Origin of the sequence: Actinoallomurus sp. CA-150999, from assembly GCF_050942425.1 — a bacterium.
Classification (GTDB): Bacteria; Actinomycetota; Actinomycetes; order Streptosporangiales; family Streptosporangiaceae; genus Actinoallomurus.
Genome location: NZ_CP192063.1, coordinates 8,692,210 through 8,713,022, shown reverse-complemented (window position 1 = coordinate 8,713,022; position 20,813 = coordinate 8,692,210). Strand labels below are relative to the sequence as shown.

The window sequence follows — 20,813 nt, the reverse complement described above, 5'->3', positions numbered from 1 at the left end:
CCCTGAGGCACTACGATCGATCATGGGCCGGCGCGGCTGGTCGCAGCTTGATCTGGCCCGTGAGCTGGGCGTATCTCAGAGCTGGGTGTCTCAGGCGTCGCGCGGGATTCGAGACCCGGGAATCGGTCGAACGAAACGACTTCTGAACCGCATAGGTTGGGAGGTACGCATATCGCCCATTTCGGAGGACGATCCCGTGAGGCGCAGAGAGTTCGTCGCGACGGCAGCATCCATCACTTTCGTTCCCTCTCCGAAGGTCGGTCCCTATCAGGACCCGGGCTACGTACGGCACCTCGCCGAACGGCTCGCGCACGACCGGTACCAGCAGGGCGGCACCCCGGTCGTCGCCACGGCGCTGCGGCATCTGCGGAAGGTCGGCCCGGCGGTGGGCGGGTCCGATCGCGCGCTCCAGGAGGCGTCCTCGGACCTGGCCGGCGAGGCCGCGCGCGTCCTCTACGACTCGCGGCGCTACCCGGCGGCCGAGCGGACCGGGGCGTTCGCCCTCGAACTCGCCCGCCGCTCCGGCAGCATCCGCGCCCAGGCCGACGCGTACAGCACGCTCAGCCGCGTCAACATCGACCAGCGGCGCGGCGACCGCGGCGCGATGTACGCGCGGCGGGGCCTGCGGCTCGGCGACCTGCCGCCGGCGCGCGAGGCATGGCTGCGGCTGCGCCTCGGGCGCTCACTCGCCCTGCTGCCCGGACGGGAACGCGCGGCGCGAGAGGTCCTCGAGGAGGCCCTGACCGCCCACGGGCTGCCCGCGTACGAGACGGCCGACATGCTCGGAAACGTCGGGGTGGCGCTGCTCGGCATGCGCGAGTACGACGTCGCCCGCGCCACCATCGCCGAGGCCGTGCGCCTCAGCGCGCAGTGCTCCGCCCTCCTCGCCGTCGCCTACCAGGCGTGGGAGGTCGAGGCGGCGCTGCGGTCGGACGACCCGTCCCTGGCGGCCGTCCGGATGACCGCTCTGGCCCGGATCGCCCCGCTCGTCTCGTCCGCGCGGGTCACCACCCACATCGAGAGCGTCTACCGGATGTCCGGCCGCTGGGCCGGAGTGCCGGAGATGCACGACGCCCGCGAGCAACTCCACTCCGTCATACGAGGGTGAGCCAAGTTCGGAGATCTCCAGCGGTCACGCGGCCGCGGCCGTGGTGCGACGGAGAGCGCCGAGATCGCCTCGCATGACGTCGGTGTACGGGATGGTGAAGTCCCCGTTCGGCATGGTGCTGGTGAAGCGTGTGCCTATCACCCGGGCTGGGAGGTAGGGCGCGGCGGGTCCGTGCCGTTCCGGGTGCCGCCCATGTCCGGCACGGCTGTCGTCGGCGGTGTAGGTGACCGGGACACCCCATGAGGTCGGGGGATTCTCGCGCCCGAGGATGACCCAGTGGTCGGTGGAGACGTGCGCGGTCAGATCGGGAACGCCTCCGGTGTGGCAGTCCAGCGCCGGTAGTACGAAGTGGCGGAGGCTGTGCGGTCGGTACCACATGAGCAGTGGGTTGGCCGATCTCGCCTCGGTGTTGTCGAAACAGCACACGATGACCGCATGCCCGGGATAGCGAGCGGCGTAGAAGTCGAACAGTGGTGTGTTGGGCTGGATCCGTCGGTGCTCGGGCACTTGTTCCAGCGCTTGAGGGATCAGGGTGGGGTCGGTGGCCAGTACGACGGTGTAGATGTCATGGTCGAAGATCTGAACGGGCGGCGGTCCGCCGGCCATCGCAACGCAGCCCTCTGCCATCGGCCGCCAACCGCGGGTCGGGGGAGCGAGCGCGTCGACCATGTCGCGCAGGACGCGCGGGCACTGGCGGGTGTCGACGAAGTTCGCCGGGGTCATGCCGGTGGCGGGCACGTGCAGGAGCATCGCGTTCGGCCCGCTCGCCAGGTTGACGGCGGTGTTCTGATAGCCCAGCACATGGACCCGGCCATGCTCGGGATGCCTGGTCTGACCGTGGTACAGAGTCGTGCCCGAGAACTGTGACACTGCCGTCGACACGCACATCCGACAACCCTCCCGAGGCTGAGATCAGTCGGAACCGTACCGCCTGGCAGCCTGGGCGGGAGGGTGCTGTGGGTGGCTCAGCCGTGCGTGGTGGGGTCTACTTCGCCCCAGGCGAGCCCTGCTCCGCGGTCCATGCCGCGGATGTCTTCCAGGTCGGCGTCGTCGATGCGGAACGAGAAGACGTCCAGGTTCTCGCGCATACGGTCGGGGTTGGTGCTCTTGGGAAGCACCGGATAGCCGTTCTGCACGCCCCAGCCCAGAAGGAACTGCGCTTCGGTCACCCCGTACTTCTCCGCCAGCTTCTTGAAGGGGGAATCGGAGTGCTCTCCTTCGGCGCGCATCTCCTGCGTCTTCCCGCTCGGGTGGCCGGGCGCGGTGCGCCAGGTCGACAGCGGCGCCAGGCTGCTGTAGGCGATGGGTGTGATGCCCTTCTGGTTCAAGTAAGAGACCAGTTGGGGCTTCTGGGACCAGGGGTGCAGTTCGATCTGGTCGGCGTGTGGAACGGGAAGTCCCGCCTCGATCAGCTCGTCGATGTGAGCGGTGTTGAAGTTCGATACGCCGATCGCACGCGCCTTGCCGCTCTTGTACGCCTCAGCCAGCGCCTGCCACTGCTCCAGGCGCTGTTCACGCCCGAACGTGGCGTGGATGAGGTACAGGTCGACCTGATCCAGCCCCAGTCGTTCAAGGCTCTCGTCGAGGGACCGCACGGTCTCCGCACCGGTCTTGTTGCGTTCCTGCGTCAGCGGCCACAGCTTGGTCGTGATGAAGACGTCGCTGCGTTCGAGACCTTCTCGCTGCATACCTCGACGCAGCCCTTCGCCGACGCCGAGCTCGTTCTCGTACACCTCGGCCGTATCGACGTGCCGGTAACCCGCGGCCAGGGCATTTTCGACGGCGGACGCGGCCTGGTCGTTCGGGATGAGGAAGGTTCCAAAGCCGACAAGGGGAATCCGCACCCCAGAGGTCAGCTCACGCTCGCGCGTATTGGTCATCGTGGACTCCTAGCCAGTGTTTCTGATCGTTTGCGCAGCGCTGATGGAGCGATGTATTCCGCTCCACATTGACGACGCGAACGAAGCTCACATGGAGATGTGCCGTGCCCGATCACGCTTCGTCGATGACGATGCCCAGGCTGTACGGGTCCCGCACGTCGGGGTCGGGGCCGCTGCGTACGCCGGTGTCGAGTGCGTCGACGGCGGCCAGTTCCTCGGGGGAGAGCGCGAAGTCGAAGACATCGAAGTTCTCGGCGATACGGGCGGGGTTGGTGGACTTCGGGATGGCGGAGCGGCCCTGCTGCAGGTGCCAGCGGAGCATGACCTGGGCCGGTGTCTTCCCGTGCGTGTCGGCGATCCTGCCCAGCACCGGGTCGGACAGCGTGCTGGTGCGGTGCTCGCCCCAGCCGGGGTAGAAGGTGATCCCGCCGATCGGCGACCACGCCTGGGTGAGGATGCCGTATGCACGGTCGGTCTGCTGCATCTCGGGCTGGGTGAAGTACGGGTGCAGTTCGATCTGGTTCACAGCCGGGACGACGTCGGTGTGCTCGATCAGCGTGGCCAGGTGCTGGGGCGTGAAGTTGCTGACGCCGATGGAGCGGACCTTCCCGTCGGCCAGCAACTTCTCCAGCGCCCGGTAGGCGGCTGTGGTCAGGTCGAACCGCGATGGCGCGGGCTGGTGAAGGATGAGGAGGTCGATCTGTTCCACACCGAGCTTGTCCGCGGCCTTGTCGAAGGCGTGCAGGGTTTCGTCGTGGCCGTAGTCGCTCACCCAGACCTTGGTCTCGATGAAGACCTCCGAGCGGTCCAGCCCTGACCGGCGTATGCCCTCGCCGACTTCCCGCTCGTTTCTGTATGCGGCAGCGGTGTCGATGTGCCGGTATCCGGTCTGCAGGGCGGTCTCGACCGCCGCGGCGGTCTCGTCCGGGGAGGACTGGAATACGCCGAAGCCGAGAGCCGGCATCACGACGCCGTTGTTCAGCGTGAGAGATGCGGTGGTGTTCATACGGTTCACGGTAGGGAGCCTTCCTCTGGGAAGGGAGTCCTCGCTGTTACCCCTCTGGCGGGGAATATCCGGGAGCACCGGTCTCGTAACCGAGGCGGTGTCAGTGTTCGGTGCCGGGCTCGGCGTTGTAGACGGTGATGGAGAGCCCGTCGTCACCGGGCAGGTCCAGCGTTTCGTGGACGAGGGCCATCTCGCCTACGACCGGGTGGAGGAACCGCTTCGTGCCCCTCGTGTAGACGTGTACGTCCTGCTCGGCCCACATGGTGCGGAAGGCGTCGCTGCGGGCGGACAGCTCGCCGATCAGGTTGCACAGCTCGCGGTCGTAGGGGTTCTTGGCGGTCTCGACCCGCAGTACGCCGACTCCGTTGCGGGCCACGCGTTCCCAGTCGAGGTAGAGCCTTGGGGCACGCGGGTCGAGGAAGACGAACCGGCAGGGGTTGGCCGGCTCCTGCTCGAACACCTCGTGGAGCAGGGCGCGGGCCAGGGGGTTGGCGGCCAGGATGTCCAGACGGTTGTTGCGCACGTACGCCGGCTGGTCGTGCAGGCCCTCGATGACGCGCAGCACGCTGGGCCGCACGGTCTGCTTCTTGGCGGGCCGGCGCCGGGTGCGCGCCGGGCCGGCGTTGGCCGTACGGGCCAGGGTGTACAGGTGGTCGCGCTCGGTGTCGTCGAGCCGCAGAGCTTTGCAGAGGGCGTCCAGGACGCTGTCGGAGACACCGCCCAGGTTGCCGCGTTCCAGGCGCGTGTAGTACTCGACGCTCACACCGGCCAGCATCGCGACCTCGCCGCGGCGCAGCCCCGGCACCCGGCGCTTCCCGTAGGACAGCAAGCCCGCCTGTTCGGGCGTGATCCGATCGCGGCGCGATTTGAGGAATGCGCTCACTTCGGCCTGTTTGTCCATGAATCCAGCCTAAAGACGTGGTGGATGCGGTGAGAGTCCCTGCCAGTACCCCTCTCCGGCAGGTGCCGAAGAGGCGCGTGCGCCCTGTCGGGGCGCGGGAAGACCGGCGGGTCATCCGTCAGAGGGATGCGTCCGTCGTTTCGGCGTGCGAGGCGGCAACGGCGGCAGAGGGGCCTGCCTCCTTGAGGCGGTCGCGGGTGAGTGCCCACACGACGAGGGTGAGAAGGGCGACGGCCAGGGCGGCGGTCATGATCGCCGACCAGCCGCCGGATGCCCACAGGGGGCCTACGGCGGCCGACCCGATGGCGCCGCCCAGGAAGTTGCAGACGACGAGAGCGGTGTTCAGCCGGCTGCGGGCGGAGCCGGGCAGGGCGAACAGCCGGGCCTGTCCGAGCACAACGATGGACTGCCCGGCCACGTCGAGGACGACGACAACGACGATCAGCGTGATGATCGAACTGTTCGCGGCCCAGGCGGCGACCAACGACAGCGCCAGCAAGATCAGGGCGACACCGGTGGCGGAGGCGGACCAGCCGCGGTCGTGCAGGGCGCCGGCTCGCCGGGCGGCGAAGGCGCTGGCCACTCCCACGAGGCCCAGCAGGCCGATCTGGCCTGCCGAGTAGGAGAACGGAGCCGCTGTCAGCAGGTAGGTCAGCGACGTCCAGAACATCGAGAACACCGTGAAGCTCGCGGCGCAGATGGCCAGGGTCGGGGACGCCGCGCGGTGGCGCGCCACGGTGGTGAAGACCGACCCGAGAAGGCGCGGATAAGGGACGGGTTCGCGTGGTTCGAGGGGTGGGATGACGGCGCGGATCACGACGGCGAGAGCGAGCGTCGCCGCGGCCGCGATCACGTATATCGCCCGCCAGCCGAGGAGGTCCGCGACGAACCCGCTGATCGTGCGCGAGAGCAGGATGCCGATGTAGATGCCGGACGCGACGGTGCCGACGACTCGTCCGCGGCGCTCGGGCTCGGCGAGCTCGCCGGCCAGCGGGGTCAGCATCTGCGCGCCGACGGTCGTCAGCCCTACGCCGCCGAGCAGCGCGAGGAGCACTGCGAACGTCGGGGCGAAGGCCGCGCCCAGGAGCGCCACGGCGGACAGTGTCAGGACGAGGGGGATGAGCCGTCGCCGGTTGAGGACGTCACCGAGCGGCACGAGGAGGAAGATCCCGAGGGCGTAGCCGACCTGGGTGACCGTCACCAGCGTCGCAGCGCTCGATGACGACACGTCCAGGGACGCGGCGATGATCTCGATCAGGGGCTGGGCCCAGTAGAGGTTGCCGACGGCCAGGCCGGCGGCGGTCGCGAATATGAGGGTGCGCGCCGGAGTCATCCGGCGGTCGGGCGCGGAGGGCACGAAAAGTCCTTTCACAGAGCAGGGGTGTGCCAGCCGAGTGAAAGGCTGCTACTTGCGGACGATCGCGACGTTGAAGTCGTACGTGCCCAGCGCGGCCGAGTGCGCGCGAGGGTCTGCTCGACGTCGCGGGTGCCGATCACCACGTCATGGCCGAGCGTGCTCAGCCGGTTCCACTGACCATGGAACGGGAAATGGCCGTGAACGTGGGAGTCCCCGCTGTGAGGGGTACTGGCAGAGACCCCCAGAGCAGCGGACACAGGTGTGTGGTGGCCTCGGTCGATCTGTCGGGTGGCATCCAGCGGGTTCGCTCGACTTCTGAGACGAGCGACGAGGGCCGGTTCCGGCCGCACTGCGGCGACTTTGCCGCTGTCGTGGTCACGTTGCCGCCGACGTTGACGGGTCGATGGCCGGTATGCCGGGCCTGCCACGTCAAAACCGACGTCAAAGTGGCTCGAAGCCCTTGGGTTTGGTGCCGGCGACCGGTCTGCGGTCGTTCGTCTACGCGGTGGTAGCTGAGCGCGTTCATGCGCGGGAACGCCAAGGAGAGCATGATCGCATCAGGCCGGTCCCCGAGGGGACCGGCCTGATGCGATCAGCGGGCGGAGAAGGCCTGGCAGGTCATTTGGCGGTGGACTTCCAGTTCGCGTACGGCCGACCCTCCGGGAAGATGTCGCCGGCGCGGAGGGCACCCTTCTTCGGGCTGGCCTGCAGATAAGGCCCGTAACCGCCCCCGAACGCAGATGCCTCGAGGCGCGTGCCGTGGGAGGTCAGCCGCCAAGCATCCCCCTCGTTCCAGCCGCCGGCGCCGCACGTCTGGGTCGAAACCTTGTTGTACTTCGCCACCTCGCTCTCGGCTGTTTCCAGGCAGCGCTTGGTCGCCTTGTTCCTAAGGAGCTTGTACTTGCCGATGCTGCCGCTGCCGTCCCAGTACCACTTCTGGTACGAACTGCCGTTGCACTTGGCGACGAAGGCGGTTTTGCCTTTCCCGGCCGTCAGGCAGGTCAGGGTCTTCTTGTTCTTGAAGGTCCAGTAGGCGACCTTCTTTGCGGCGGCGACCTGCCTGACCTGAGTGGTGGATGCTCCGGCGGGGGCGCTCAGCGCGATGGCCCCGGCCGCCAGCGCCAAAGACCCGATGGCGATGGCGCTTTTCCGTGACATGCTGCGAATCATGCGGCGAGATGCTTCCCGCCAGATCCGAACGTCGCGGAGTGATCATTGGTCGACCAGATGACCGAAAACCGAATTCCGGATGATCATGAACGAGGCGGAAGGCCGCTGACCGCCATAAAGTACACAAGGCTGCTGTAACCGCGCAAGACGCACAAATGTGACGATGCGCGTATCGGCCGCAAGACGCTCATAACCGCTCTGCCCGCCACGGCGGCGTCTGTTCGCCACCCGCGGCCCGTTCTCCGCCTCGTCCCCGAAGCACCCGGACACACCGTGTCCGAGCACTGTCGCCCGGTATCGGCCTTCTCGCGACGTCTCCGCAGCGGTTTTCGGGGGCCTGCGGGTCCTCGTTGCCGCCGGGGCGGTGCCTCTGCCTGGGCTGATATGCCGGTCCGCTCAGTGGGACGAGTCGCTTGGCCCCCCGTTCAAGCATCACCAAGATGCCGCTAACCATCATCCGTACTATGTACGGATTCCCAACCAGGAGGTCTGGGGATGCAGGCGACCGGACTGGGCCCGCCCGGCGGCAGTGCCGCAGCCATGAGACCGGCGGGGCGAGCGATCGCCCTGCCGCCGTTGATACCGTTCATCGCCCGGCGGGTTCTCCGCGGGCTCGTGGTCCTGTTCGTGCTGTCGATCGTCGCGTTCGGACTGGTCCGGCTGCTTCCGGGAAACCCGGCCGACGTTCTGGCCGGGCCGTACGCCGACGCGGCGACCCGGGCGCGGCTGGCGCAGGATCTCGGGCTCGACCGGCCGATCGCGGAGCAGTACCTGTTGTGGCTCGGCAGGCTCTTCCACGGCGACTTCGGGCTGTCGGTCTACAACGGCCTGCCGGTGCTCGAACTCATCAAGCAGAGACTCCCGAACACCCTGGAACTCGCCCTGGCCGCGACGGTGGTCTCGGTGCTGTGGGGAGTGCCGGCCGGGGCGATCGCGGCCCTCCGGCAGGGCCGGGCCTTCGACCGGCTGGCCCGCGGGGCCGCCTTTCTCGGGCTGGCGACGCCGGTGTTCGTCTTCGGTCTCTGCCTCGTCCTGTTGGCGTCGGCGGTCGTACCGAGCTGGCCGAGCGTCGGGTTCGTGCCGTTCTCTGACCGGCCGGGGCGGAATCTGCAGAGCATCGTCCTGCCGGCACTCGCCCTGGGGCTTCCCCTCGGTGCGACGCTGTGCCGGTTCATGCGCACCTCGATGATCGAGGTCTACGAACAGGACTATCTGCGCACCGCTCTGGCGACCGGGGCGACGCGGTTGCAGGCGACGGTCCGGCACGGCCTGCGGAACGCGTCGGGTCCGGTGGTCACGGTGGCGGGACTGCAACTGGCCGGCCTGGTCGGTAACTCCATCCTGATCGAGAACGTCTTCGCGATTCCGGGTATCGGCCAGCTCACCGTGAACTCGCTGCTGCAGAAGGACTACTCGGTGACGCAGGCCTGCATCCTGCTGCTCGGGCTCGTGTACATCGTGATGAATCTCGCGGTGGACCTCATCCACCCGATGATCGACCCGAGGGTGGGTGAGTCGCGATGAGCGAGTCGCCGGTGCTTTCCGACGTGTCCACGAACGAGAAGGCGTCCGCCATGGATGGATCGCCCGCTCGTCCCGGGCGGCGGCGCGTTCCGGTGCGCGCCGGGATCGCCTGTGGCCTCGGCATCCTGGTGCTGATGTTCGCGATGGCGTACGTCGCGCCGTTGATCCGGCCGTTCTCCGCGAGCCAGGTCGCCGGGACGCCCTTCAGCGCCCCGAACGGCACCCACTGGCTGGGCACGGACGATCTCGGGCGGGACTACTTCGTCCGGTTGTGCGTCGCCGGCCGCACGTCGCTGTCGATCGCGCTGGCGGGCTCGGTGCTGGCGCTGGTGGCCGGCTCCGCCCTCGGGTTCGCCGCGGGTGTCGGCGGTCGATGGCTGGACACCCTGCTGATGGGCGGCGTCGACCTCCTGCTGTCGTTTCCGTCGATCCTGCTCGGCCTGGTCGCGGTGACGGTCTTCTCGCCCTCGGTGACGACCCTGATCGCGGTCCTGTCTCTCGTCTCCCTGCCGCACTTCGCGCGGATCGTCCGGGCACGGTGCCTCGAGCTCCGTCAGCTGGAGTTCGTCCTGTCCGCGCGGATCTCCGGAGTGCGGTCCCCCGTGATCGTCGCGAAGCATCTGCTGCCCAACGTCTTCCCCCTGATGATGGTCCAGCTCGCCAACTCGGCCGCCATCGTCATCCTGCTGGAGTCGGCGCTGAGCTATCTCGGCCTCGGTGTCCAGCCGCCGACCCCGAGCTGGGGCCGGATGGTCGCCGAGGCCCAGAACTACCTGACGGACTCGCCCTGGCTGGTCCTCGGCGCCGGCGGGGCCCTGCTCTTGTCCTCGATCGGCTGGGGACTCATCGGCGAAGGCTTCGCGACCTCCCGCCGCTCCGTCGTCTGACACCACCGCTCCGCAATCTGACCGGCGCCCCGTACGGCGCCGGCGATCGATCACCCCTCCCCAGAGAAAGAGACAGCACCATGGCCTCACGCATGCCGGTCAGGAGACTGGCACTCACGATGGCGGCGATCGCCGCCGCGTCGACCACTTTGGCGGGCTGTGGGGGCAGCGGCCAAGCGCAGTCCGGTACGGGAGGCGGCACGCCCCACCGCGGCGGCATTCTCACCGTCGGTGACGAGAGCCAGCCGCTGAGCGGGCTCGACCCCATCCTGGCCCAGGCATTCGACGCGAAGCGTTTCGCCGCGCAGTTCTACGAGGGTCTTCTCTCACTCGGATCCGACGGCAGCACCCTGAAGCCGGCACTGGCGACCTCGTGGAAGCAGACGTCGCCGACCACGTACGAGTTCACGCTGCGGCAGGGCGTCACGTTCCACGACGGCAGCCCGCTGAAGGCGAGCGACGTCGTGTTCAGCCTCAAGAGGATCGTCGACCCGGCGGTGCATTCGCCGTACGCGGCGCTCTACAAGTTCACGGACGTGACCGCTCCGAGCGCCGACAAGGTCGTGGTGAAGCTGCCCGATCCGCAGTCCTCGCTGCTGCACCTGCTCGCGCAGCCGTGGAGCGCCGGCATCGTGAGCGAGCAGTGGGTCCGGTCTCATCCGGCCAACGCCCTCAAGACGCAGGAGGACGGGACGGGCCCCTACAAGCTCGCGGCGTTCCAGGAAGGCTCCCTGATCAAGACCGTCCGATTCGACGGCTACTGGGACAAGCCAAAGCCGTACATCAACGAGATCGACTACCGGGTCATCCCGGATGAGTCGACCCGCGTGCAGGCCCTGCAGTCCGGGGCCGTGGACGCCGTTCAGGTCGCCCTTCCCAAGAACGCGTCCGTGCTGAAACGCAGGTTCACGGTGGGCGACAAGTACGACGTCGGCGCCTACTGGCTGGGCCTGAACACGACGAGCGGCCCGCTGGCGAACGAGAAGGTGCGCCAGGCGATCAGTCTCGGCATCGACCGGAAGCAGCTCATCAGCGTCGGGTCGCAGGGGGCCGGCGTCGCCTCGGGGGTCATCCCGCCCGGGGATCCGGTCATGGGGAACCAGGTGGGAGATCTGCCCAACACCCAGTACGACCCGAACCAGGCGAAGCAGCTGCTCGCCGCGTCGGGGGCGGGAGCCGTGAAGCTCAAGCTGGCGATCCGGTCGAACCGGCCGGACAAGCTCGCCACCGCGCAGCTCATCAAGGAGCAGCTGTCGAAGATCGGCGTGGAGGTGGACATCACGCAGGTCCCCTTCGAGCAGCTGACCAGCAACCTGCTGTCCGGCAACTGGGGCGCCGACATGATCCAGCTGACCTCCGCGCTCAACGCCGACCCCAGCCAGTACCTGAGCCTGTGGTTCCAGAAGGGGTCGAAGACGACGAAGGTCAACGACCCGGAGCTGTGGAAGCAGATGGCGAACGCCATCCACCAGACGGGCAGCGACCAGGCTCGGGCCCAGACGTACGCGGCCATCGACCGGTACGTCGCGCAGCGGGTGTACGTGCTCGTCCCGTACGCCGCGCCCACGGTCTACGACGTGTGGTCCAAGAAGCTCGCGGGGTTCAAGACCGAACCGTCGAGCACCCGGATGTTCCTGAAAGACGCATGGATCGGGTGACGGAGGGACGATGAAGGTCGCAGCTGCGGACGACCCCGGAGAGACGCAGAAGGACGATGCTCGCCGCGCCGAAGCCGTGCTGAGGTGCCGCGACTTCACGGTCCGCTACGGCACGGCGGCGGATGGCGTCCGCGCCATCGACCTGACGGTTCGCGCCGGGGAGATCGTCGGCCTGATCGGCGAGAGCGGGAGCGGGAAGACCTCCGTCGCGATGGCGTGCCTCGGACTGCTGCCGAAACAGGCGAAGGTGTCCGCCGAACTGTTCGAGGTGTGCGGCACCGACCTGTCGGCCGCCGACGGCAGGACGCTCACGCGGCTGCGCGGCAGCGAGGTCGCGATGGTGTTCCAGGACGCCATGGGAGCACTGGACCCGAGCATGCGGGTCGGCCGGCAGATCGGTGAGGTCGTGGCGCGGCACCGTGGCCTGAAGGGCAAGGAACGGCAGCAGGCGGTGCTCGAACTGCTGCGCCGGGTGCGGGTGCCGGAGCCCGAGCGCCGGGCTCGGCAGTACCCGCATCAGCTCTCCGGCGGGCTGCGGCAGCGCGTGGCGATCGCGCTCGCGCTGGCCGGAGAGCCGCGCCTGCTGCTGGCCGACGAACCGACGACGGCGCTCGACGTCACCGTGCAGGCGGAGATCCTGCGCCTGCTGCGGACGGTCCGTGACGAGTTCGGTGTCGGGATCCTGCTGATCTCACATGACATCGGCGTCATCGCGCAGACCGCGGACCGGCTGGCGGTCATGCGGAACGGCGAGATCGTCGAGAGCGGCGCCGTGGAGGACGTACTCCTGCACCCGACCTCGGACTACACGAAGATGCTGCTCGGCTCGATGCCCAGACTGGGCAGGCGGGTCCGGCCGCAGCCGGCGGAGGACGCGGACGGGACGACCGAACCCGATGGCCACGCGCTCTTCGTGGCGGACGGCCTGAGCCGCGGGTTCGGGTCGCGAGGCCGTGTCGTGCACGCGGTCCGGGACGTCTCGGTGCGGGTCAGGCGGGGAGAGGTGCTGGGCGTCGTCGGCGAGTCCGGCTCGGGCAAGAGCACCCTCGCCAAGATGCTGGTTCGGCTGGATCAGCCGAGCTCGGGCCGATTGGAGATGAACGGCGCCGACTACGGGAGGCTTCGCGGCAAGCGGCTGAAGGGCTTCCGGCGTGCCGTGCAGATGGTGTTCCAGCATCCGGCGGGTTCGCTCAACCCCAAGCTCCGCGTGGCCACCTCGGTGCGCGAGCCGCTGGCCACGAGCGGAGTGACCGGCGGCGAGGCGCGGCGACGGGTCGAGGAGGTGCTGGCGGAGGTCGGCCTGCCGCCGGAGACCGCGGGCCGGCTGCCCCACGAGTTCTCCGGCGGGCAGAAGCAGCGCATCGCCATCGCCCGCGCGATCGCCGCCCGGCCCGAGGTCGTGGTCCTGGACGAGCCGACCTCGGCGCTGGACGTCTCCGTGCAGGCCCAGGTACTGGACCTGCTGCTCAAGATCCAGCGGGCGGAGGAGCTGACCTACGTCTTCATCTCCCACGACCTCGCGGTCGTGCAGGCGATCTCGGACCGGGTGATGGTGATGTACGCGGGCCGAGTCGTGGAGATCGCGGAGGCGGAAGCGCTGTTCGCCTCGCCGGCGCACTGGTACACCAGGGCGCTGCTCGAGGCCGTTCCGTCGCCCGACCCGCGCGACCGGCCCGAATCGGGCGCGGCGAGCCCCCCGGAGCCGGGTGATCAGCCGGAGGCCCGAGGGTGCCCGTTCGCCGCTCGATGCCCGAGGGCCGAATCTCGATGCCGGGCCGAGGTCCCGGAACTGTCCACGCTGCATGCGGGGCATGCCGTGGCGTGCCACTTCCCCGCGGATCGGGAGAGATCTGAATGACGGTGCCGGACACGATGGACGCCGTGGCTCAGGCGGACCTGGTCCGCCGGGGCGAGGCATCGCCGAGAGAGCTGGTCGAGGCCGCCATCGAGCGCATCGAGGCGACCGACCCGCAGGTCAACGCCGTCACGCACCGGAGGTACGAGCAGGCGTTCGCCGAGGCGGACGGCGTGCGCGGGGACGGCCCGTTCGCGGGTGTGCCCACGCTGGTGAAGGCGCTCAATGACAGCAGGGGAGACCCGGCGAATCTCGGGTCCGCCTGGGTGGCCCGGCACGGCCGCGTCGCCCGGGAGGACGCTCTCATCAACCGGAGGCTGCGGGAGGCGGGATTCGTCGTCGTCGGCCAGACCTCGACGCCGGAGTTCGGCCTGGTCTCGGTCAGCGAGAGCCACGTCCACGGCGTCACCCGGAACCCGTGGCGGACCGACCTGACGTCGGGCGGTTCGTCGGGCGGCGCCTCGGCCGCGGTCGCTGCGGGCATGGTGCCCGTGGCACAGGGCGGCGACGGCGGTGGATCGATCCGGATGCCGGCCGCGTTCTGCCACCTGATCGGCCTGAAACCGAGCGTGGGACGCGTCAGCGCGGGTCCGGGCAGGCCGGACCGGTGGGGCCACAGCGTCCCGGCGGTGGTCACCCGCACCGTACGCGACACGGCGGCGGTGCTCGACGCGGTGAGCGGCGGCGCGCCCGGAGACCGGGGCGGCCCCGCGCCCCTTCCACCGGACGGCCTGGCCTCGACGGTCGGCCGCGATCCGGGACGGCTTCGGATCGGTGTGCTCGCCCATGCGCCCGACCACGCCCCTCAGGTCGTGCGACCGGTACGGGAGGCCGTGCTGGACACCGCCCGGATACTCGAGCGACTCGGCCACGAGGTCGAGGACGCCCACCCCGAATCGATGCTCGACCCGATGTGCCTGGCGGCGTTCTTCGACGCGCTGAGCGTCACCGCGGTCCAGACGGTCGAGGCGCTGATCGCGGAGCTCGGCGAGCAGCCCGGCCCGGACGATCTCGACGCCGTCACCTGGTTCTGGGTACGGCGGGGGCGGGAGATCACGGGGGTGGAACTCGCCGACGCCCTCGCCTGGCAGGGCCGGCTGCGCGCCGACATGGCGAACTGGTGGCAGGACTTCGACCTGCTGCTGAGCCCGGTGTTCGCCACGCCGCCCAAGCCGGTGGGATGGCCGTGGGAGGAGGCCGACGGCCTCCAGAGGTCGGTGGACGTGCTCACCTTCACCGCGCCGTTCAACACGACCGGGCAGCCCGCGATCGCGGTGCCCGCGACGCTGACCGAGTCCGGCGAGCCCATCGGGATCCAGCTGGCGGCGGCCTATGGCCGGGAGGACCTCCTGGTCGCGGTGGCGGCACAGCTGGAGGCCGAACGCCCCTGGGCGGCGCTTCGTCCGCCGGTCTTCGCGTACTGAACACATGACTCACAGAAGAGGGACACGATGACCGAGAATCGCAGGCAGCACCCGCCGACGGTGTTCACCGGCGCCCGACTGATCGACGGCACCGGTGCGGCTCCGGTCGAGTCGACGGCCGTGGTGGTGGAGGACGGCCGGTTCACCTACGTCGGGCCGGAGGGTTCGAGGCCGCAGGTCGACGGCGCGACGGTCGTCGATCTGGGCGGGCGGACGCTCCTGCCGGGGTTCTTCGACTGCCACGTGCACTTCCTCATGGACAGCAACGCCGACTTCACCGGAAGGTTGGTGACCAACCGGCCCACGGTGACCGTCTTCGAGCGGGCGCAGCGCATGCGGGACACGTTGCACGCGGGAGTCACGACGGCGCGGGACCTCGGCGGCATCGACGCCGGCTACCGGGACGCGGTGGCGCTCGGCCTGATCGACGGCCCCCGGCTGCACGTCGCGTTGCGGTTGATGAGCCACACCGGCGGGCACGCCGACTTCCGGCTGCCCAGCGGGTACGACCCGTCGGGCCTTCTGGGGCCGTTCAGTGAGCTCGCCGACGATCCCGACCAGGTCCGGTTGGCGACGAGGCGGTTGCTCAGCGAGGGCGCCGATGTCATCAAGGTCTGCGCGACCGGTGGCGTGAACAGCCCGAGCGACCAGCCCGAGGACGAGGGCCTGACCGTCGAGGAGATCAGGGCGGTCGTGGAGGAGACGCGCCGGCACCGCGGCCGCCCGGTCGCCGCGCACGCACAGGGCGCGCAGGGCATCAAGAACGCCCTGCGCGGTGGCGTGACCAGCATCGAGCACGGCTATCTGATCGACGATGAGGGCATCGACCTCATGCTGGAGACCGGCGCGTTCCTGGTCCCGACCCAGTCGACCTTTCACGTGGATCACAAGGTCTTCACGGCCGCGGCCCTCGAGCAGAAGACGCGCATGGCCGAGGCCGCCGTCGAGCGACTGCGCGAGGCGGTCCGGCGCGGGGTGAAGGTGGCGCTCGGCACCGACTCGGGCGTGTTCGCGCACGGCCAGAACCTCCGGGAGCTCGGCCACATGGTCACGTTGGGCCTGTCGCCGCTGGAGGCCATCCGCGCCGGCACGCTGAACGCCGCCCAGCTGCTGGGCCTGGACGAGACGCTCGGCACCGTCGAGCCGGGAAAGATCGCCGACCTCGTGGTGTGCGACGGCGATCCGGTCGCCGACATCGACCTGCTCGGCGACCCGGCGAACGTCGTCCTGGTGATGCAAGAGGGCCGGCTCGTCAAGCGCGCACTGACCGAGGCCGCCGGGTAGCGAAGATCCCGTCGAGGCCGGCGGCGACCGTGTCCCGCCGCCGGCCGTTCGATCACCGTGGAAACGGAAACACCGACGTACCGTACGCTTTGACCAGCGTTACGAAGGGGTTTCATGTCTCGGGGACGAGGAGGGCGTGACCGCTCGCTGACGCGCGACCGCATCATCGACGTCGCCCTGCGCATCGCCGACAGCGAAGCGGACCTCGACCGGCTGACCGTGCGTCGGCTCGCAGGCGAGCTGAACGTCGGCGCGATGACGTTGTACGGGTATTTCCGCAACAAGGACGAGATCCTCGACGCGATGGCGGACCGGGTGCTGGGCGGCATGCACCTGCCCGACGAACCCGCCGCCGGGCCGGCGGAGGCGCTGCACACCGTCGCGTACGCGTTCTTTCAGATGATGCGCGAACACCCCAGCGTCGTCCGGCTGCTCACCACGCGCATCACCGACAGCCGGCGCGCCGTGCGCGGCGCGATGGAGGTGGTTCTCCAGCGGCTGGTGGACGCTGGGATCCCCGGCCCGCTGGCGGTGCGGTGCTACGGGTTCCTGATCACCTATGCGATCGGTTTCTCCGGCTATCAGGTCCCACGCCGCTGGGGCCGTACGGACGCGGTCGACGGGGCCGAGGGACGTCGGCGGCGAAGGCACTTCTACCGCGGGCTCCCCGTCCAGGATTTCCCGCAGGTGGTGAGCCTGGTCGACGAGCTCGTGGAGCTGCCGTCCGACGAGCAGTTCGAATCCGGCCTGGCGGCCTACATCGACGGCATGCTCCGCATGCTGGCCCTCGCGGGCGTCGAGATCTGACGAGAGAGCCGGCCGGGCGCTCGCGAGCGCCCGGCCGGCTCTGGATCCGATTCGACTAGAACCGGTAGGACAACAGGTACCTCGCCGTCGGGGTGCCGACGCCGGTGATGTCGTCGTAGCCGCGGACGGCCGGCAGCGCGTCACCCTTGGGGATGCCGTAGTTGCCGGTGGTGCGCAGCACGTAGACCAGCGGGCCCTTCTTGCCGTACGGGTCGGTGTAGTTGGTCCGTACGAAGGCCACCGGGTTCTTGCCGAGCGGGTGGTCGGTCACGTCGTGGTACAGGCCCTTGTTCGCCCGCAGGTAGATCGCCGGGTTGGCGAAGCCGAGCGGCGCGCCGCCCTGGCGCTGCTGCGCGAGCGCCTGCAGGCCGGCGATCACCGGGCAGGCCAGGCTGGTGCCGCCGACGCGGCTCTCGGCGTAGCCGAACGTGCCGTCCGGCAGCTGCGCCCAGATCGGGTAGCGGATGCCGGTCGTCGAGTCGGCGACGGCCGAGATGTCCGGGATGACGCGCATCGGCTTGGCAGCCTTCGAACCGTCCGGCAGCGTCCGGCTCAGCGACGACGGCACGACCGCCCGCTGGTAACCGGGCTGGGTGAACAGCGCGCTGGTGCCGCCGCCCGAGCCGCCCGCGTAGTCGGCCGGGTACTGGCCGGGAGGCGCCGGGTCCCACGTCTTGCCGTCCTTGGACAGGTTGTCGTTGCTCATGTTCCAGCCGGTCTCGAACGCGTACCGGTTGTGGCCGTCCACGGCGAGGCTGGTGCCGCCGACCGCGGTCACCCACGGGTCGGAGGCGGGCATGTCCGTCTGGCGCTTCGTCGACCCGCTGTCGCCGTACCGCGCCTGGCACGGCGTGTTCGGAACCTCGTAGCCACAGTCGCCGGTGGAGAAGTAGAAGCCGATGCCCTCGATGGCACCCTGCTTGTAGATCGACTCTTCCGCATCGATCATCGCCGGCGTGTAGTGCTCCGACAGGTCGCCCCAGGAGTTGCTGACGATGCCGGCCAGGTGATTGTCGACGATCTTGATGAGGGCGTCGTCGAGTCCGGTGTCGAGGCAGTTCTGCGCGCCGACGTAGACGACGTTGGCCTTGGGTGCCACCGCGTGCACGGCCGTGACGTCGAGCGCCTCTTCGCCGTACCACCCGGCCGCACCGCACGCGTCGGTGTTGTCGAAGGTGGCGGGCAGGGCCTCCTGGTACTGGCCCTTGGCGAACGGCTGCTCACCGTACTTCTTGGAGTAGACGTTCGAGACCTCGAGCATCTTCGGCGCGGCGTAGGCGTCGACGATGGCGACCGTCGCGCCCTTGCCGGTGAGCCCGCTCGCCGTGGCGCCGTACGCTCCGCGCAGCTGCTTGGGCAGCAGACCGCACATCGCGCGCGACTGGTGCTTGCCGTAGGCCTTCGGCTGGGCCGTGGCCACCTTCTGCCCGTAGTACTGCGCGCACGGCTGGGCGACCCAGTAGTTCGGCTCGGGCGGGGGCAGCGTGTCGCCGTGGATCCGGACGTGCTTGGCGCTGTCCAGGCCGGTGATCGTCAGCACGGCCGAGGAGACCGAGGCGGGGATGGTCGCCTCGCCGGAGGGCGCCCGGACGACCGCGCCCTGGGCGGCGTAGTTGCGGAAGTCGGTGCCGAACGCCTTCTTCGCCTGGGCGACCTGCCCGGTGACCTGGATGTAGTGGCTGTTGACGGCGGCGACCTGCAGATGTGAGGAGGTCAGCCAGGACTTCACGGCGCTCACCTGCTCGGCCGAGGGGCCGAAGCGGGCGTTGAAGTCGGCGGGGCTGAGGAACTTGCGGTACTGCGGGCTGCCCGGCGTGGAGACCGCCTGGGCGTAGGCGTCGAGGCCCTTGGGGTCCTTGCCGCCCAGCCAGATCCTCGCGTCGAGCCGCTGCTCGTCGCTGGTCTTGCCGCGGTCGGCGGAGGCACGCGCCCATGTGGGCTTGGTGCCGGCGACCGGCCTGCGGTCGTTCGCCTGCGCCGTGGTCGTGGCCGCCAGACCCGCCGCGATGAGCGGCAGGGCCAGGGCCGCGGCCGTCAGCGCACGACGACGTCGTCCGTCTCGGGACATCCACCCGTCCTTTCGTGAGCGGCGAAATGATCGCCGCGTCGCGAGGATTTCGGTGGGGCTCCCGTGAATCAAGAGACGTTATGAAATAGATGCAAGAATCGGGAACCAAGGGCCACATGTGGACATCGAGCAGCGCTCTTGCGTGTCGCGTGACGAGGGCGAATAGTGGGTTGCGGCGATGCCTCAGGGCAGGGGAGACCTCATGGTCCTACTCGGTCGTACGCCCCCGGCCGCTGCAGCGCGGTCTCGGCCCCGCACGAAGGGGCAACAAGTCGTCGCGTGGCTCACGTCGACCGATCACAAGGTGATCGGTCAGCTCTATCTGGCGACATCGTTCGGGTTCTTCCTGATCGCGGGGCTCATGGCGATGCTGATCCGTGCCGAGTTGATGCGGCCGGGCCTGCAGATGGTGAGCAGGGAACAGTTCAACGTGCTGTTCACGACGCACGGAACGATCATGCTCCTGCTCTTCGCGACGCCGCTGTTCGCCGGCTTCGCGAACGTCATCATGCCGCTGCAGATCGGATCGCCGGACGTCGCGTTCCCGCGGATGAACATGTTGAGCTACTGGCTGTTCCTGTTCGGCGGGCTGATCGTGCTCGCCTCGGCGTTCGCGCCCAGCGGTGCGGCAGCCTTTGGCTGGACCGCCTACGCGCCGCTGAACAGCGTGGTCAGATCGCCCGGAATCGGCGGGGATCTATGGATCATGGGGCTGGTGCTGTCCGGCCTTGGCACGATCCTGACCGCGGTCAACTTCATCACGACGATCATCGGAATGCGGGCGCCGGGCATGACGATGTTCCGGATGCCGATCTTCACGTGGAACGTCCTGTTCACCAGCGTCCTCGTCCTGATGGCGTTTCCGGTGCTGGCCGCGGCGCTGCTCGTCCTGGAGGCGGACCGTAAGCTCGGCGCGCACGTGTTCGACGCCCAGAACGGCGGTGCCATGACCTGGCAGCACCTGTTCTGGTTCTTCGGACACCCCGAGGTGTACATCATCGCGCTGCCGTTCTTCGGGATCATCACCGAGGTGATCCCGGTGTTCAGCCGGAAGCCGCTGTTCGGGTACATCGGCATGGTCGCCGCCACCATCGCGATCACCGGCCTGTCGATGGCCGTCTGGGCGCATCACATGTTCGCCACCGGCCAGGTGCTGCTGCCGTTCTTCTCCTTCATGTCGTTCCTGATCGCGATCCCGACCGGGGTGAAGTTCTTCAACTGGACCGGCACGATGTGGCGGGGACACCTGTCGTTCGAATCACCGATGCTGTGGGCCATCGGGTTCCTCGTGACGTTCTTGTTCGGGGGATTGACCGGCGTCATCCTCGCCTCGCCGCCGCTGGACTTCCAGGTCACCGACTCGTACTTCGTGGTGGCGCACTTCCACTACGTGGTCTTCGGGACCGTCGTCTTCGCGATGTTCGCCGGGTTCTTCTTCTGGTGGCCGAAAATGACCGGGAAGATGCTCAATGACCGGCTCGGAAAGATCCAGTTCTGGATGCTGTTCGTCGGCTTCCACACGACCTTTCTGGTCCAGCACTGGCTCGGGGCCGAGGGGATGCAGCGGCGGGTCGCCGACTACGCCCGGGAGTTCGCACCGCTCAACTTCATCTCCAGCATGGGCGCGTTCCTGCTGGGGGCCTCCACGCTGGTGTTCATCTGGAACGTGTTCATCACCACGCGGAAGGCGCCGCGTGTCGGCGTCGACGATCCCTGGGGCTTCGGCAACTCTCTCGAGTGGGCGACCTCATGCCCGCCGCCGCGCCACAACTTCACCTCGATCCCGCGGATCCGCTCCGAGCGCCCCGCCTTCGACCTGCACTACCCGCGCCTGCCATCGCCACCGGCCGAGGAGCTCCCGGCCGGCGAGGAACACTGAGAGCG

16 protein-coding genes are annotated in these 20,813 nt (G+C 69.0%); 9 read left to right on the top strand and 7 right to left on the bottom strand.

The window, feature by feature from the left end:
- The first annotated feature begins 196 nt into the window (after positions 1–196).
- On the top strand, positions 197–1,108 hold the full coding sequence (locus tag ACQP2O_RS40300) for a hypothetical protein (RefSeq protein ID WP_433174458.1): 912 nt from the start codon (positions 197–199) through the stop codon (positions 1,106–1,108).
- 24 nt (positions 1,109–1,132) lie between these two features.
- On the opposite strand, the gene ACQP2O_RS40295 is transcribed toward ACQP2O_RS40300, so the two are convergent.
- From ACQP2O_RS40295 to ACQP2O_RS40270, 6 genes are all read right to left on the bottom strand, one after another.
- Positions 1,133–1,996 (bottom strand): hypothetical protein, encoded by an 864-nt coding sequence (locus tag ACQP2O_RS40295; protein WP_433174457.1) that lies wholly within the window; start codon positions 1,994–1,996, stop codon positions 1,133–1,135.
- A gap of 77 nt (positions 1,997–2,073) precedes the next feature.
- Positions 2,074–2,988, bottom strand: coding sequence for an aldo/keto reductase (locus ACQP2O_RS40290; RefSeq protein ID WP_433174456.1), 915 nt, complete (start codon positions 2,986–2,988; stop codon positions 2,074–2,076).
- A 112-nt stretch (positions 2,989–3,100) separates the two neighbouring features.
- Positions 3,101–3,994 (bottom strand): aldo/keto reductase, encoded by an 894-nt coding sequence (locus ACQP2O_RS40285; RefSeq protein WP_433174455.1) that lies wholly within the window; start codon positions 3,992–3,994, stop codon positions 3,101–3,103.
- A gap of 100 nt (positions 3,995–4,094) precedes the next feature.
- Positions 4,095–4,895 (bottom strand): helix-turn-helix transcriptional regulator, encoded by an 801-nt coding sequence (locus ACQP2O_RS40280; protein WP_433174454.1) that lies wholly within the window; start codon positions 4,893–4,895, stop codon positions 4,095–4,097.
- 118 nt (positions 4,896–5,013) lie between these two features.
- Positions 5,014–6,252 carry an MFS transporter gene (locus ACQP2O_RS40275; protein WP_433174453.1) on the bottom strand — a complete coding sequence of 413 codons (1,239 nt, stop codon included), beginning with the start codon at positions 6,250–6,252 and terminating at the stop codon, positions 5,014–5,016.
- 618 nt (positions 6,253–6,870) lie between these two features.
- The gene (locus ACQP2O_RS40270; protein ID WP_433174452.1) at positions 6,871–7,410 is read right to left on the bottom strand and encodes an RICIN domain-containing protein; all 540 of its coding nucleotides are present in this window, start codon (positions 7,408–7,410) and stop codon (positions 6,871–6,873) included.
- Positions 7,411–7,917: 507 nt separating this feature from the next.
- Here ACQP2O_RS40270 and ACQP2O_RS40265 point away from each other — a divergent pair.
- From ACQP2O_RS40265 to ACQP2O_RS40235, 7 genes are all read left to right on the top strand, one after another.
- The gene (locus ACQP2O_RS40265; protein ID WP_433174451.1) at positions 7,918–8,946 is read left to right on the top strand and encodes an ABC transporter permease; all 1,029 of its coding nucleotides are present in this window, start codon (positions 7,918–7,920) and stop codon (positions 8,944–8,946) included.
- Entirely contained in the window at positions 8,943–9,833 is an 891-nt protein-coding gene (locus tag ACQP2O_RS40260; protein WP_433174450.1) for an ABC transporter permease, read from the top strand. The genes ACQP2O_RS40265 and ACQP2O_RS40260 overlap by 4 nt, the downstream gene beginning before the upstream one ends.
- Positions 9,834–9,913: 80 nt before the next feature.
- Entirely contained in the window at positions 9,914–11,491 is a 1,578-nt protein-coding gene (locus ACQP2O_RS40255) for an ABC transporter substrate-binding protein (RefSeq protein WP_433174448.1), read from the top strand.
- 10 nt (positions 11,492–11,501) lie between these two features.
- Positions 11,502–13,349, top strand: coding sequence for a dipeptide ABC transporter ATP-binding protein (locus ACQP2O_RS40250; protein WP_433174447.1), 1,848 nt, complete (start codon positions 11,502–11,504; stop codon positions 13,347–13,349).
- Complete coding sequence (locus tag ACQP2O_RS40245) at positions 13,346–14,770, top strand: amidase (protein WP_433174446.1); 1,425 nt, start codon at positions 13,346–13,348, stop codon at positions 14,768–14,770. Before ACQP2O_RS40250 ends, ACQP2O_RS40245 begins: the two co-directional genes overlap by 4 nt.
- A gap of 27 nt (positions 14,771–14,797) precedes the next feature.
- A complete protein-coding gene (locus ACQP2O_RS40240) occupies positions 14,798–16,054 on the top strand; it encodes an amidohydrolase family protein (RefSeq protein WP_433174445.1) in 1,257 nt (418 codons plus the stop codon).
- Positions 16,055–16,168: 114 nt separating this feature from the next.
- On the top strand, positions 16,169–16,861 hold the full coding sequence (locus ACQP2O_RS40235) for a TetR/AcrR family transcriptional regulator (RefSeq protein WP_433174444.1): 693 nt from the start codon (positions 16,169–16,171) through the stop codon (positions 16,859–16,861).
- Positions 16,862–16,916: 55 nt separating this feature from the next.
- Here the strand turns inward: ACQP2O_RS40235 and ACQP2O_RS40230 are convergent, their stop codons facing one another.
- Positions 16,917–18,929 (bottom strand): S53 family peptidase, encoded by a 2,013-nt coding sequence (locus ACQP2O_RS40230; protein WP_433174443.1) that lies wholly within the window; start codon positions 18,927–18,929, stop codon positions 16,917–16,919.
- 202 nt (positions 18,930–19,131) lie between these two features.
- Here ACQP2O_RS40230 and ctaD point away from each other — a divergent pair, with 202 nt between their 5' ends.
- Positions 19,132–20,808 carry an aa3-type cytochrome oxidase subunit I gene (gene ctaD, locus ACQP2O_RS40225; protein WP_433174442.1) on the top strand — a complete coding sequence of 559 codons (1,677 nt, stop codon included), beginning with the start codon at positions 19,132–19,134 and terminating at the stop codon, positions 20,806–20,808.
- The last annotated feature ends 5 nt before the right edge of the window (positions 20,809–20,813 follow it).